Genomic DNA, 13,922 nt, shown 5'->3' with positions numbered 1-13,922 from the left:
CGGAGCCTCACATTGATACAGCCCCGCGCCCCTACGGGACGCTCGACTGACCCATCAGCGTCGCCCCCACCTCCGCGGCCTTCTGCCGCAGCCAGATGTGCGCCGCGTCCTGGGCGTGCACCGGATGCCACCACATCGCCTGCTGCACCGGCACCGCCTCGAAGGGGCAGGGCAAAACGCGCACCGCGGCGGAGCGCACCGCCGTGCGGGCCAGGCGTTCCTGGATCATCGCGATCCGGCGGGTGCCCTCGATCATGTGCGGCAGCAGCTGGAAGGTCTGGACGGAGACCTCCACCTGAGGGCTGATGCCGAGCATGCTCAACTGGCGGGCGACCGGGGCGTCGTACGGGCGCTGGTAGACGGCCCAGGGCAGGCGGGCCAACTGGTCGAGGGTGAGTTCGGCGCCGATCTCGGGATGGTCGTCGGCGACCATGCACAGCCAGCGGTCCTGGTGGAGGTCGACGCAGGGGAAGCCGCCGATGACGCCGTGCGGCATCAGCAGTCCGTCGACGGTGCTCAGCAGGGCGGCGGTGTTCTCCTCGACGGAGGGTGCCGGGTGCCGGAAGGTGAGCCGGATGCCCGGCGCCTCCTGGTGCAGCGCTCGGGAGAGCGCGGCGCCGAAGACGGCCGCACCGTAGTCGGAGGCGAGCAGGGTGAACTCGCGGGTCTCGGCGGCGGGGTCGAAGTCGGCCTGGCTGGTGAAGACCCGCTCCAGCAGGTCGCAGGCGGTGGCGCTGCGGTCGCGCAGGGCGACGCCGAGCGGGGTCAGCTCGTAGGAGTTGCCGGTCCGGGCGAGCAAGGCGTCGTCGAAGTGGCGGCGCAGCCGGGACAGGGCCGCGCTCATGGCGGGCTGGCTCAGTCCGATGCGCTCGCCGGCCCGGGTGACGTTGCGCTCCTCCAGCAGCGCACGCAGGGCGAGGACCAGATTGAGATCGAGTCGGGAGAGGTTCACCGGCAACCACCTGACAAGTGAGGGTCATCCATGTCATGGATACGACGCATCCACAGGATTGATTTCCGTGATCCGCCGATCGAGGTCAGAGTAGACCGCAACCCAGCAGGAGGAAATCTCATGGCAACGCTCGCGCAACCTGCCGGACCGTTCGCGCTCGGCACGTTCTCGCTTCCGGACGGGGAGCCGTTCCCCGGACTGATGGCGAAGGGCCGGGTGCTGGACCTCGGCAAGTTCCTGGCCTGGGCGCCCTCCGGAATGCGTGCCGTGCTGGACCGTTGGGAGGAGGCCCTCCCCGTCCTGCACACCCTCGCGGACGACGACGCGCTCGACTGGCAGCCGCTGGAGGGCCTACGCGTGCACGCCCCCGTCGAACCCCGCCAGATCTTCCAGTCCGGTGCCAACTACCGGCAGCACGTGATCGACCTGGAGGTCGCCCACCGCTCCCCCGACGACCCGCGTACGGTCGAGGAGGCGCGCGCGGAGATCGCCGCGGTCATGGACCGCCGGGCGGCCGAGGATCTGCCGTACGTCTTCATCGGACTGCCGAGCGCGATCACCGGTCCGTACGACGATGTCATCCTCCCTTCTTGGGCCGAAAAGCCGGACTGGGAGCTGGAGTTGGCGGCCGTCATCGCCAGGCCTGCGCACCAGGTGTCCGTCGAGGAGGCTCTGGAGTACGTCGCCGGGTACACGATCGCCAACGACCTCACCGACCGCGCCACCGTCTTCCGTCGCGACATGAAGGCCATCGGCACGGACTGGCTGCGCTGCAAGAACGCCCCCGGCTTCACCCCGCTCGGCCCCTGGATCGTCCCCGCCGGGTCGATCGCCGACCCGGGCGACCTGCGGGTCACGCTGAAGCTGAACGGCGACATCATGCAGGACGAGTCGACCAAGGACATGCTCTTCGGCGTCGCACGGCTGGTCTCGTACATCTCGCAGTCGGCTCAACTCCTGCCCGGTGACCTGGTGTTGACGGGATCCCCGGCCGGCAACGGCATCCACTGGGGGCGGCTGCTGCGCGACGGCGACGTCATGGAGGGGTCGATCACCGGTCTGGGTGTGCAACGCACCCGGTGTGTCGGGGAGGGCGCGTGAACCGCTCCGACCCCGAGGGCACGATCGCCGAGGCCGCCAAGGCGTACTCGAACTGGGGTCGCTGGGGCGAGGATGACGTGCTCGGCACGCTGAACTTCCTCGACGAGGCCAAGCGGCGCCAGGGCGCGGCGCTCGTACGCCGGGGCGTCAGCTTCTCGCTCTCGCAGCGCTTCGACATGAACGGCCCGCAGAAGGGCTGGCGGCGGCGGACCAACCCGGTGCACACCATGCTCGACACCGGCACCGACGCCGCCCTCGGCAACCAGGGCTTCCCGCACGGCATCGGCGGCGCCGACGACGTGATCGCGATGCCGTTGCAGTGCTCCACGCAGTGGGACGGGCTCGGGCACATCTTCGACCACGGCAAGGCCTGGAACGGCAGGGACGCCGAGAAGGTCGTCACCTCCGACGGCGACCTCGTCACTGGTATCGAGCACATGGCTCCATACGTCGCGGGGCGCGGCGTACTGCTCGATGTGGGCCGGGTCGTCGGCACCGACGGTGAGCTGCCTGACGGTTTCGCGATCACCGAGGAGCACCTGACCGCGACGGCCGAAGCCCACGGTGTGAGCATCGGCCGCGGCGACATCGTCGTCGTGCGGACCGGACAGCTGGCCCGGGTACGCCGCGAGGGCTGGGGTGAATACGCGGGCGGGCCCGCGCCGGGGCTGTCCTTCGCCACCGCGGGCTGGCTGCACCACACGGAGATCGCCGCGATCGCCACCGACACCTGGGGTTTCGAGGTGCGGCCGAACGAGTTCGACCATGCCTTCCAGCCGTTGCACCAGGTCGTCATCCCCAACATGGGCCTGCTGATCGGCGAGATGTGGGACCTCGACGCTCTCGCCGCGGACTGCGCGGCCGACGGCGTGTACGAGTTCTGGCTCACTGCCGCACCCCTGCCCATCACCGGAGCCGTCGGCTCGCCGGTCAACCCCGTCGCCGTCAAATAACCGTCAGGGACAAGGGAGTTCTCCATGACCGACACCGACCCCCGCACCGTCCTCGTCATCGGCGGCGGCGCCGCCGGTAACGCCGTCGCCATCCTGCTGCGCCGCGCCGGCATCGCCGTGGATCTGATCGAGGCCAGGCCCGACTGGAACGCCACCACAGGATCCGGCATCACCCTCCAGGGCAACGCCCTGCGGGTCCTGCGCGAACTGGGTGTGTGGGAACGGGTGGAAGCCTCCGGATACTCCTTCGGCTCGCTGGGCGTGACCGCCCCCGACGGCACCGTTCTGTTCGTCGCCGAGGACATCCAGACCGGCGGGGAGGACCTGCCCGCCACCCTCGGCATGCGGCGCCCCCAGCTGCAGCAGATCCTCATCGACGCGGTCCGCGCTTCCGGCGCCGACGTGCGCCTCGGCACCACCGCCGAGGCGCTGGAGCAGGACGCCGACGGCGTCTCGGTGCGCTTCGGCGACGGCAGCGAGGGCCGCTACGACCTGGTGATCGGCGCCGACGGTCTCAACTCCGCCACCCGCGCCGCGATCGGCATCACCGACAGACCCGAGCCCACCGGCATGGCCATCTGGCGCATCGCCGCCCCACGGCCCGAGAGCGTGACGCGCACCGACCTCGCCTACGGCGGCCCCGCCTACATCGCGGGCTACACCCCCACCGGTGAGAACAGCATCTACGCGTACGTCGTCGAAGGCTGCCGCGACCGCGCCTCCATCGACCCGGCCACCTACGCCGACGAGATGCGCCGCCTGGCGCAGGAGTACGGCGGTGCCTGGCCGGAGATCACCAAGCACATCACCGAGCCGGAGCAGGTCAACTACACCTGGTTCACCCGGATGCTGGTCGAGGGCTCCTGGCACCGCGGCCGGATCGTCCTCGTCGGCGACGCCGCGCACTGCTGCCCGCCCACCATGGCCCAGGGCGCGGCCCTGTCCCTGGAGGATGCCCTCGTCCTCGCCGAGCTGCTCACGAGCGGACACGACTGGGACGAGGAACTGTTCCAGAGCTACTACGACCGCCGCATCCCCCGGGTCCGGACCGTCGTCGAGGCATCCGTGCAGATCGGCCAGTGGCAGCTGGACGGCGTACGCGACGCCGACGTGCCCGGGCTGATCGGCCGCACCATGAACCTCCTGAAGGAGCTGCCGTGACGGCGCCCACCCGTCTCCCACCGCCACCCTTCCAAGGAAGCGCTGCGCGCCCTTTGGCTATCGACGTGCACGCGCACGTCCTCCTGCCGGAGATCGAGGAGGCCGTCGCCGGTCACCCCGGCCTCGCCGAGGCCCAGGGCCTCGACGCCCGCCGCAACGGGTCGGCGGCCCTCGCCGTGAACGGCCCCATGGTGGGCGCGCGCGTGCCGAAGCTGACGGACGTCACCGTGCGCCTGGCGGCCATGGACGCGGCCGGCGTGGACGTGCAGCTGGTGAGCCCCTCACCGGGCCACTACCACTACTGGGCCGAGCACCAACTCGCCGACAGAATCTGCCAGTTGGCCAACGAAGGCACCGCCGCTCACTGCGCGAAGGCTCCCGACCGGCTGCAGGGCCTCGGCCTGATCCCCCTCCAGCACCCCAGCCTCACGCCGAAGCTGCTCGACCACGCACTGGAGCAGGGGCTGAAGGGCGTGGAGATCTCCTCGCACGCGCCTGGGCGCGAGTTGTCCGATCCGGCGTACGAACCTCTGTGGGCGCGCGCGGAGGAGACCGGCGCCCTGATCTTCCTGCACCCGTTCGGTTGCACGCTCGACGAGCGCCTCGACCGGTGGTACCTGTCCAACACGGTCGGCCAGCCAACCGAGAACGCGGTCGCGCTCTCCCACCTGATCTTCTCCGGCGTACTGGACCGCCATCCGGGCCTGAAGCTGATCGCGGCGCACGGCGGCGGCTACCTGCCCACCCACATCGGCCGCTCCGACCACGCATGGCGGGCCCGCCCCGACGCCCGGGACTGCGCCCACCCGCCGAGCAGCTACCTGAAGCGGCTGTACTTCGACTCCCTCGTCCACGACCCGTACGTACTGCGGGAGTTGATACGCGCCGCAGGCCCGGACCGGGTCCTGCTCGGCTCCGACTTCCCCTTCGACATGGGCACCGAGGACCCGCTGGGCGCGCTGCGCACCGCGGACCTGCCCGACCACGACTTCCACGCCATCCGCGGCGGAAACGCCGCCGTACTGCTCGACCTCGCCTGAGCCTGAGGAGGATTCCCCATGAGCAACCGCCTGCTCACCCATCTGCGGCACGTCGACCTCGCCGTGCCCGACTACGACAAGCAGCTCGACTTCTACTCCGGCGTCTGGGGCCTGACCCAGGTCTCCGAGGACTCCGGCATCTCCTTCCTCGCCGCCGAAGGCAGCCCCGAACAGTACGTCGTACGACTGCGCAAGGCCGACGAGAAGCGCCTCGACCTGGTCTCGTACGGGGCGGGCAGCCCGGCCGACGTCGGCACGCTGGCCGACCAACTCCTCTCCCAGGGTGTGCAGTTGATCTCCCAGCCGGGCAAGGTCGACACCCCCGGTGGCGGTTACGGCTTCCGCTTCTTCGACGTCGACGGTCGCACCATCGAGGTCTCCGCGGACGTCGAGGCGAGGCAGCACCGCCGTATCGAGGAGAAGGAGGCGATCCCGGTCCGCCTCTCGCACGTGGTGCTCAACTCCCCCGACCTGAACAAGACCCGTGAGTGGTACGAGCGCCACCTCGGCTTCCGCCTCTCCGACACCCTCCACTCGCCGCACATGGGCGAGGTCATGCACTTCATGCGGATCAGCAACCAGCACCACTCCATGGCCATCGCCCAGGGCCCGCACACCGCCCTGCACCATGTCTCCTTCGAGATGCGCGGCCTGGACGAGTACATGCGCGGTTCCGGCCGGCTGATGCGGGCCGGTGTCCGCAAGATCTGGGGTCCGGGCCGTCACATGGCGGGCGACAACACCTTCACGTACTTCCTGGACCCGCACGGCAACACGGTCGAGTACACCACCGAGTTGGAGGAGCTGGACGAGGACAGCTGGCACCCGCACGTCTACGACTTCTCGCAGCCCGAGGTCACCGACCAGTGGGGCACCGCGAACCCGATGAACGAGATGGTCGCCAAGGAGTCGTTCAACGACCCCGACCGTGGCTGCTTCGTCGCCCCGCCGGTGTAAGGGGCGCTGACCATTGCGCATCGCCACTTACCTGTACGAGGGGCGCCGTCACTGCGGGGTCGTGGAGGGCGCCGTCGTCCGCGCGCTGCCCGACGGGACCTCGCCTCTCGACGCGTCAGGTGTACGTCCGGTCGGCCCCGCCGTTCCGCTGACGGACGTACGGCTGCTGCCGCCGCTGGAGCCGCCCACCATCCGGGACTTCGTCACGTTCGAGGAGCACGTGGAAGGCGTACGCCGGTCGATCGACAGGTCCGCAGGGGTACCGGAGGCCTGGTACGAAGCGCCGACCTTCTATTTCACCAACCCGTACGCGGTCATCGGCCCGTACGACGACGTGCCCGTGCCCCCGGGTTCACAGGTCCTCGACTTCGAGCTGGAGGTGGCCGCGATCATCGGCCGCGCGGGCCGTGACCTCACCCCCGAGCAGGCCCGCGACCACATCGTCGGCTACACGGTCTTCAACGACTGGTCCGCCCGCGACCTCCAGTCCGCCGAGATGAAGGTCGGCCTCGGCCCCTGCAAGGGCAAGGACACGGCCACCACGCTGGGCCCGTATCTGGTCACCGCCGACGAACTGGAGCCGTACCGCGACTCCGACGGCTTCTTGCGGCTGGCGCTGACCGCCGAGGTCAACGGTGAGGTCGTCGGCAAGGACCTGCTGTCCAACATGAGCTGGACCTTCGAGGAGATGGTGGCCTACGCCTCGCGCGGCACCTGGGTGCGTCCCGGCGACGTCCTCGGCTCGGGCACCTGCGGCAACGGCGGCTGCCTCGCCGAACTGTGGGGCGTACGAGGCAAGCAGGACCCGGTGCCGCTCAAGCCGGGCGACACGGTGACGCTTACCGTCGAGGGCATAGGCTCCGTCTCCAACACCGTGGTGGTCGGCCCCGATCCGCTCAAGATCCCGGTCGCCCGCAAGCGCACGAGGGAGCGGCCATGACCGACGGCATCCGCACAAAACGACTCCTGGGCAAGGTCGTCGTGGTCACCGGCGCGGCCGGTGGCCAGGGCGCGGCGGAGGTCGAGGCGCTGGCCCGCGAGGGCGCGCGGGTGATCGCCACCGACATCACCGAGGCGCCCGGCTGCCGGCGCCTGGACGTCAGCAACGAGGAGGACTGGGCGCGGCTCGCCGCCGAGCTGCGCACGGAGTTCGGGCAGGTGCACGGCCTGGTCAACAACGCAGGCATCATCTTGCGGGCCCGCGTCGGCGAGGTGGCGGCCGAGGACTTCGCCCGCGTCCAGGCGGTCAACGCCGCCGGTCCGCTGCTGGGCATCCAGAACCTGGCCCCGCTGATGCCGCCGGGCGCGTCCGTCGTCAACATCGGTTCCGCCGCCGCGCTGACCGGCCACTATACGGTCGCGTACACGGCCAGCAAATGGGCGCTGCGCGGTCTGTCGAAGACCGCGGCCATGGAGCTGGGTCCACGCGGCATCCGCGTGAACACCGTCCTGCCCGGCTACATCGAGACCGAGATGACGGCCTCGGCGCCCCCCGCCTTCCACGAGGCCAACATCCGCGAGACTCCGCTCGGCCGCACCGGCACCCCCGACGACATCGCCCCGCTGGTGGTCTTCCTTCTCTCCGACGAGGCGTCCTTCATCACCGGTGCCGAGATCCCCGTCGACGGCGGCCTCACCGCGCACGGCGGCGTCAAGTCGATCTCGGACGCCCTGCGTCAGGACGCCTGAACAACAGCAAGTCATGGACGCGTCGGGCGGGCAGGGCACCACAGCCCCTGCCCGCCCGACGCCTTTCGCGTGCTCTTACGACAAGGGCATCACCTTGCGGTAGGCGAACACCGCGACCACCGCGACCACGATGTGCATCAGCAGCAACGCCACGACGCCGGCCGCTCCGCCTTCACCGAAGAGCAGGAAGTCGGGCACGAAGGACACCCCGACGACGGTCGGCACCAGCCATCGCAGCAGCGCCTCGGGATCCTTCGACACCTTGCGGATGATGGCCCAGCCGATGGCCCCGGCCACCACCCCGACCGTTGTCAGGAAGATGTACGAGCCGGGCATGAGCGGCTGGAAGTCGTCGGGCGCACCCACGGCCAGGGCAAGGAGGGCAAGCACCGCGTCGGCCAGAGAGGCCACCACGATCGCGGCAAGCACACCTCCGGCCACGACGAGCGGCCCGCGGCGGGAGGCGACTGCCTCAGAGGTAACGGACATGGCAACTCCAGGGAGGGGACTGCGGCATGAGCACCGAGAGGAATGTTTCAACTTCAAAGCAGAGCCTCCCGGAAGATCGTTGAAACTTCAAGACCTACATCTAGAGCGCGGCAGTCGGCCTCCACCCGCGGCGGGAATCCCCCCTCAGCCTCTGTCGGGACATCCGAACAAACCTGTTGACAGCACCAGGGGTCGGCTCCATAGTTACCAAGCACTAGAGCGCGCTAATGATGCGCTCTAGTCGCGAAAGGCGAGGTGGTCGCACCCATGCGACCGCCGCGGACAACCGACAACGGTCCCGCTGCCTCCCGCGCACCCCTCCCACGGCACACCCGCCTCCTGGGCCGGGCGTGCTCCGCTCCGGGTTCCTGAAGTCCTTCGGGCCAGGCCCCTACTTCAGGCCTCTACTTCCCGTATCCACCCCCCGACCGCACAGTGAGGTGCAAGGGACATGCGCAGACACCACCGAACCGCGGCTCTCGCCGCCACCGTCCTCGCCGGCACCCTGCTCGCAGCCGGCTGCTCCAGCAGCTCCGGTGGCAAGGAGTCGGAGGAAGGCGGCGCTGAAGCCGCGGCGGGCAAGGCGAGCACCCCGAAGATGACCGTGGCCATGATCACCCACGCGGCCCCCGGCGACACCTTCTGGGACCTCATCCGCAAGGGCGCCCAGGCCGCCGCAGACAAGGACAACGTCAAGCTCGTCTACTCCAGCAGTCCCAACGCCGCCGACCAGGCGAACCTGGTGCAGAACGCGATCGACCAGAAGGTCGACGGCATCGCGCTCACGGCAGCCAAGCCGGACGCCATGAAGGACGTCGTGGCCAAGGCCGAGAAGGCCGGTATCCCGGTCGTCGGCTTCAACTCGGGCCTGGACGACTGGAAAGAGCTCGGCATGCTCGAGTACTTCGGCCAGGACGAGAACATCGCAGGCCAGGCCTTCGGCGAGCGCCTCAACGAGATCGGCGCGAAGAACGCGGTCTGTGTGGTCCAGGAACAGGGCCACGTCGCCCTGGAAGCACGCTGCGCGGGCTTGAAGAAGGCGTTCGAGGGCAAGACCGAGAACCTCTACGTCAACGGCGCCGACATGCCGTCCGTGAAGTCGACCATCACCGCCAAGCTCAAGCAGGACTCGTCCATCGACGAGGTCGTCACGCTCGGCGCCCCGTTCGCGCTGACCGCCGTCCAGTCCGTGGCCGACGCGGGCAGCAAGGCCAAGGTCGCCACCTTCGACCTCAACAAGGACCTGGTGAACGCCGTCAAGGAGGGCAACGTCCAGTTCGCCGTCGACCAGCAGCCCTACCTGCAGGGTTACCTCGCGGTGGACGGCCTCTGGCTCTACAAGAACAACGGAAACTTCAGCGGCGGCGGCACCGCACCGGTCCTGACAGGTCCGGCCTTCGTCACCGACGAGAATGTCGACGCCATCTCCAAGTTCGCCGAGAAGGGCACACGGTAGCGAGAAGACGGTCGACCCTCACCGAGCTTTCAGGCCGGCCCCTCCGGGGCCGGCTCGCTGAGAACGCGATTCCGTCGGCTCGGCAAGGCGGCGGGCGGGCAAGACGGCGGTGGGCATCGGGAGGCTGTCGCGCACGGGGTGACGCAGGTGTCGCACGTACTGCTCTCGCGGTACGAGAATGCCGCCCAGGCTGCGGACGTGCGAGCTGTCCCGCTGCGCGTCGAGCAGCTCGCCGCCGGCCTGTGCGAAGCGCGCCGCGAGATCGGTCACCGCGACCTTCGAGGCATCGGGACGGTGGAAGAACATCGAGTCCATGCTGAAGACGGATCCGATCCGAAGGCCGAAGACGCCGCCGACCAGATCGCCGTCCTCCCACACCTCGACACTGTGCGCGTGACCCAGATCGTGCAGGCGGACCAGGCTTGCGATCAGCTCGTCGGTGAGCCACAGGGGGACGCGGCCGGCGCGGCATTCACGGACGACCCCCTCGAACCGCCGGTCCAGGCTGGTCGACCACGGCAGTCGGTTGCGCAGCCGCCGGGCGAGGCTCCGACTGAGGTGGGGGGCCGAGACGGGCAGCACAGGCCTGGGGTCGGGCGACCACCAGGAGACGGCGTAGGGATCGGCCGATTCCTCGCCCACGAGCGGGATACGGCCCTCCTGGACCTGATTGGCGTAGACCACCTCGTTGAGAGCGCGGGTGTACTCGTCGGATGCCGGGAACGGATAGACCCCGGCGCGATACGCCGCCAGGAGACCGGCGGGACTGAGGTCGGCGCCGAAGGCCACCGGACCGTCGGGCGCCACTTTCAGCAGGTCCAGCGCCTCCCAGCAAGGGCATCGGCTCACCATCGTGCTGTTCCCTGTCCTTGGTCCTTCACCTGCCGGGCGCCGTCGGCCTGTTGCAGGAAGTCGATGTAACGGTCCAGCATCTCCGTGTCCACCGGCGGAATGTCGATCCCGGCGTCCACCAGCGCCCGTTCGGCGTTGTCGCGGGTGAACTCCGTGAAAACGCCCTGGAAGTACATCTCGCTCACGGTGATGTCGGCGCGCGCGCACCGGTCGACGAAGAGCGGGACGAACGGGGTGATCGGGTCGGTGGGGTGCCCGGCCGCGTACTTCACCAGAGCGGCGATCCACTCCGCGTACGGGATCTCCTGGACCGGGTAACCCCGTCGGCGCATGCACTCGGCGAGCGAATTCAGCAGCGTGGGACGGGGGTTGGTGAGGTGATAGACCTCGCCGCGAGCGGGGTGGCGGGTGGAGATGTGTCCGATGGCGCGGGCGAGGTGGTCGGCCGGCAGGAAGTCCAGCGGCAGCCGGACGCCGGGACACAGCCCGGTCCGCGTGATGAAGCCGAAGAGGGCGGCCAGCTCACTGCTGGTGTTCATCACGCCGGTTCCGCTGTGGCCCGTGACGTCCATCAGTCGGTAGACGGTGACCGGCAGGCCCGCCTCGGACGCCTTCCTCAGCAGCGCCTCGCCGACCCATTTGGTCTCCACGTATCCCACCGACAGATACTCGGGGAAGCGCAGCGGCGTGTTCTCCGTGACCTCGTGCACCCCGGCCGGCCCGAATCCGGCGAGCACCGCCATGCTGGAGGTGAAGTGGACGGGGACGGCCCGGCCGGCGGCGAGGCGGATGATCTCGTATGTTCCGTCGACGTTGGTGGCGCGCAACTCGTGGTACGGATAGATGAAGTTGACGTGGCCGCCGAAGTGGTAGACGGCGTCGATGGTCGATCCCAGCTCCTCGAACCGGCTCGGGGACAGCCCCAGTCCGGGCTTGCCCAGGTCGCCGACGACCGGCTGGACGCGCTCACTGGACAGATCGCTGAGAACGTACCGCTGGTGGCTCGCGCGGAGCCGCTCCATGCCGTGCTGCTCGTCGGAGGCCCTGACCAGGCAGAGGACCCGTCCCGTCGTCCTGCGCAGCAGTTCGTCGACCATGTATGCGCCGCAGAACCCCGTCGCCCCGGTGAGGAGGACATCGCCGGGGCGAGGGGGATCCTGAGCCGACGCGTCACGGCCCACTGCCGGAAGGCGCCGATCGGTCTCGGCGGCGAAGTCGACGCTCCCGCCGTCCGGGTGGGCCAGTGTGCCGGCCCGTGCCTGGCGCACGGACTCGGCGAACGCGGCGAGCGTCGGATACCGCAGCAGTGCACGGGTCAGGTCGCGGATCTGTGTGATGCCGATGCCGAACACGACGCGGGTCCGGGCGAGCATCTCCATGGCCAGCAGCGAGTTGCCGCCCAGCTCGAAGAAGTCGTCGTGCGGACGGACATAGTCCACATCCAGGATCTGGCCCCACAACTGGGCCATCGCCTGCGGCACCGGGCGGTCGTCGGCGCCGGCCGCCGGCGCCGCGGTCACGGGTTCCGGCACGGCCCTGCGGTCGAGCTTTCCGCCGGGCGTGACGGGCAGCCGATCCACCGCGTGGAAGGCTGCCGGGATCATGGGGCCCGGCAGGACCTCGGCGAGTGCCGACCGCAACCGTGCGCGCAGCACCGCCTCGCCGCCGACCGACGGCGAGGTCGGTGTGAAGTACGCGACGAGGTCCCGGTCGCCGCTCGCGCGCGTCCGGGCCACCACTATCGCCTGGTCGATCTCCGGGTGGGAGACGAGCGCGGCCTCGACCTCGGCCGGGTCGACCCGGAACCCGCGGATCTTCATCTGGTCGTCGACCCGGCCCAGCACTTCCAGGTTGCCGTCCGAGCGCAGGCGGCCCATGTCCCCGGTGCGGTACATCCGGTCCCCGGGCGCCGAGCCGTGCGGGTCGGGCAGGAACTGCTGTGCGGTCAGGGCGGGTTGCCGCCAGATACCGCGTGCCAGCCCCGGGCCGCCGATGTAGATCTCGCCGCGCTCGCCCGGCGGCACCGGGCGCAGTTCGGCGTCGAGCACGTGGACGTGATTCCCCTCCAGGGGCCTGCCGATGGGGGCGACGGCGGTGTCCGGCGCGGCGAGCACTTCCTCGTTCAGCTCGCAGAGCGTGGAGGTGATGGTGGTCTCGGTGAGCCCGTAGGCGTTGACGAGCCGTGCCTCGGGGATCCGGTGCAGGATGGCGCGGCAGTCCTTCGCGGTGACGATCTCGCCGCCGACGATGACGAGCCTCAGTGACGCGAGGCTCTCGTCGCGGTCCGGGACGGAGACGATCCGATGCCAGTAGGCGGGAGTCAGGTCGGCGACGGTGATCCCGTGCTCCGGGAGGCGGTGCAGCAGGTCGGTGGGCGCCCACATGTGCGTTCCCGCGAGGACGAGTGTCGCGCCGCTGGTCAGCGTGGCGAATATCTGCTCCAGCGAGGTGTCGAAGCCGAGCGCCGCGGCGTGCAGCACCCGGTCGCCGGGCGTCAGTTCGTACGCCCGGGCCACCGCGGTGAGCGAGTGTGCCAGTGACCGGTGGGTGATCATCACGCCCTTGGGAGGTCCGGTGGATCCGGAGGTGTAGATCACGTAGGCGAGGTCGTCCGGCCGGGGGCCGGGGGCCGGCCGCTGTCCCTCCAGCGGCGTCGCCTGCGTGGCCGGTTCCTCTGCGTGGACGATCCGCGCCTCGCACTCGGTGAACATCGGGGCGTGCTCGCGGCTCGAGACGATGAGGCGTGAACCGGTCTCGCCGACCAGTCCGGCCATCCGTTGCCGTGGAGTCGCCGGGTCGAGGGGCAGGAACGCGCCGCCGGAGCTCAGCACCGCCAGCAGCGAGACGACCAGTTCGGGCACGCGGTCGAGGCACACGGTGACGACGGACTCCGCGTCGACGCCCGACTCCCGCAGTTGGCGGGCAAGCCGGTCGGCGCGGCCGGTCAGCTCTGCGTAGCTGAGCCGCCCCTCGTCCGAGAGCACCGCGAGAGCGGACGGCTCACGCCGTGCCCGCTCCCGGACCAGCTCGGGCACGGTGCTCGGCCAGGATTCCGGGGGCTGCCGCTGGGCGCGGGCGCTCGCGGGCCGCAGGTCGGTCCACAGACGGTCGACCAGGCCCGCGCACCACCCGGGGGACTCCGGCCCGCCGATCCGACGCCACCCGGCCGGAAGCCGGCGATCGGCGGGCCAGATCGCGTACTGCTCCTCGTCGTTGCGCAGTACGACGCACAGCGCGGCCGACTCCGTCGGCGGGTGATCACATTCCGTCAC

General features: G+C 70.0%; 12 protein-coding genes. 8 read left to right on the top strand and 4 right to left on the bottom strand.

The features are described from left to right. Nucleotides 1-31: 31 nt before the first annotated feature. A complete protein-coding gene (locus OP79_RS02670) occupies nucleotides 32-952 on the bottom strand; it encodes a LysR family transcriptional regulator (RefSeq protein WP_033318238.1) in 921 nt (306 codons plus the stop codon). Between the two features lie 120 nt (nucleotides 953-1,072). Here OP79_RS02670 and OP79_RS02665 point away from each other — a divergent pair, with 120 nt between their 5' ends. From OP79_RS02665 to OP79_RS02635, 7 genes are read left to right on the top strand one after another with little or no spacing between them, the layout of a single operon-like run. Then, nucleotides 1,073-2,053: a fumarylacetoacetate hydrolase family protein gene (locus tag OP79_RS02665; RefSeq protein ID WP_033318237.1), complete on the top strand. Its 981-nt coding sequence runs from the start codon at nucleotides 1,073-1,075 to the stop codon at nucleotides 2,051-2,053. Beyond that, entirely contained in the window at nucleotides 2,050-3,006 is a 957-nt protein-coding gene (locus tag OP79_RS02660; protein WP_033318236.1) for a cyclase family protein, read from the top strand. Before OP79_RS02665 ends, OP79_RS02660 begins: the two co-directional genes overlap by 4 nt. 24 nt (nucleotides 3,007-3,030) lie before the next feature. After that, nucleotides 3,031-4,167 (top strand): FAD-dependent oxidoreductase, encoded by a 1,137-nt coding sequence (locus tag OP79_RS02655; protein WP_033318235.1) that lies wholly within the window; start codon nucleotides 3,031-3,033, stop codon nucleotides 4,165-4,167. A 53-nt stretch (nucleotides 4,168-4,220) separates the two neighbouring features. After that, nucleotides 4,221-5,207, top strand: a complete 987-nt coding sequence (locus OP79_RS02650) for an amidohydrolase family protein (RefSeq protein WP_033318234.1) — start codon at nucleotides 4,221-4,223, stop codon at nucleotides 5,205-5,207. A gap of 18 nt (nucleotides 5,208-5,225) precedes the next feature. Then, entirely contained in the window at nucleotides 5,226-6,164 is a 939-nt protein-coding gene (locus OP79_RS02645; RefSeq protein WP_033318233.1) for a VOC family protein, read from the top strand. A 13-nt stretch (nucleotides 6,165-6,177) separates the two neighbouring features. After that, the gene (locus tag OP79_RS02640; protein ID WP_033318232.1) at nucleotides 6,178-7,104 is read left to right on the top strand and encodes a fumarylacetoacetate hydrolase family protein; all 927 of its coding nucleotides are present in this window, start codon (nucleotides 6,178-6,180) and stop codon (nucleotides 7,102-7,104) included. Beyond that, nucleotides 7,101-7,853: an SDR family NAD(P)-dependent oxidoreductase gene (locus OP79_RS02635; RefSeq protein ID WP_033318231.1), complete on the top strand. Its 753-nt coding sequence runs from the start codon at nucleotides 7,101-7,103 to the stop codon at nucleotides 7,851-7,853. Before OP79_RS02640 ends, OP79_RS02635 begins: the two co-directional genes overlap by 4 nt. A 75-nt stretch (nucleotides 7,854-7,928) precedes the next feature. Here OP79_RS02635 and OP79_RS02630 read toward each other — a convergent pair whose 3' ends face one another. Beyond that, nucleotides 7,929-8,342 (bottom strand): DUF6069 family protein, encoded by a 414-nt coding sequence (locus tag OP79_RS02630; protein WP_033318230.1) that lies wholly within the window; start codon nucleotides 8,340-8,342, stop codon nucleotides 7,929-7,931. Between the two features lie 451 nt (nucleotides 8,343-8,793). Between OP79_RS02630 and OP79_RS02625 the strand changes: the two genes are divergently transcribed. Beyond that, on the top strand, nucleotides 8,794-9,798 hold the full coding sequence (locus tag OP79_RS02625) for a sugar ABC transporter substrate-binding protein (RefSeq protein WP_033318229.1): 1,005 nt from the start codon (nucleotides 8,794-8,796) through the stop codon (nucleotides 9,796-9,798). An 18-nt stretch (nucleotides 9,799-9,816) separates the two neighbouring features. On the opposite strand, the gene OP79_RS02620 is transcribed toward OP79_RS02625, so the two are convergent. Together OP79_RS02620 and OP79_RS02615 are read right to left on the bottom strand one after the other, a co-directional pair. Then, on the bottom strand, nucleotides 9,817-10,650 hold the full coding sequence (locus OP79_RS02620) for a leucyl/phenylalanyl-tRNA--protein transferase (protein ID WP_051744357.1): 834 nt from the start codon (nucleotides 10,648-10,650) through the stop codon (nucleotides 9,817-9,819). Further along, nucleotides 10,644-13,922 carry an amino acid adenylation domain-containing protein gene (locus OP79_RS02615; protein WP_051744356.1) on the bottom strand — a complete coding sequence of 1,093 codons (3,279 nt, stop codon included), beginning with the start codon at nucleotides 13,920-13,922 and terminating at the stop codon, nucleotides 10,644-10,646. Before OP79_RS02615 ends, OP79_RS02620 begins: the two co-directional genes overlap by 7 nt.

This window comes from Streptomyces yerevanensis, from assembly GCF_000716805.1.
Classification (GTDB): Bacteria; Actinomycetota; Actinomycetes; order Streptomycetales; family Streptomycetaceae; genus Streptomyces; species Streptomyces flaveus.
The sequence above is the reverse complement of the archived record's forward strand: the minus strand, read 5'-3'. Positions and strand labels throughout refer to the sequence as shown.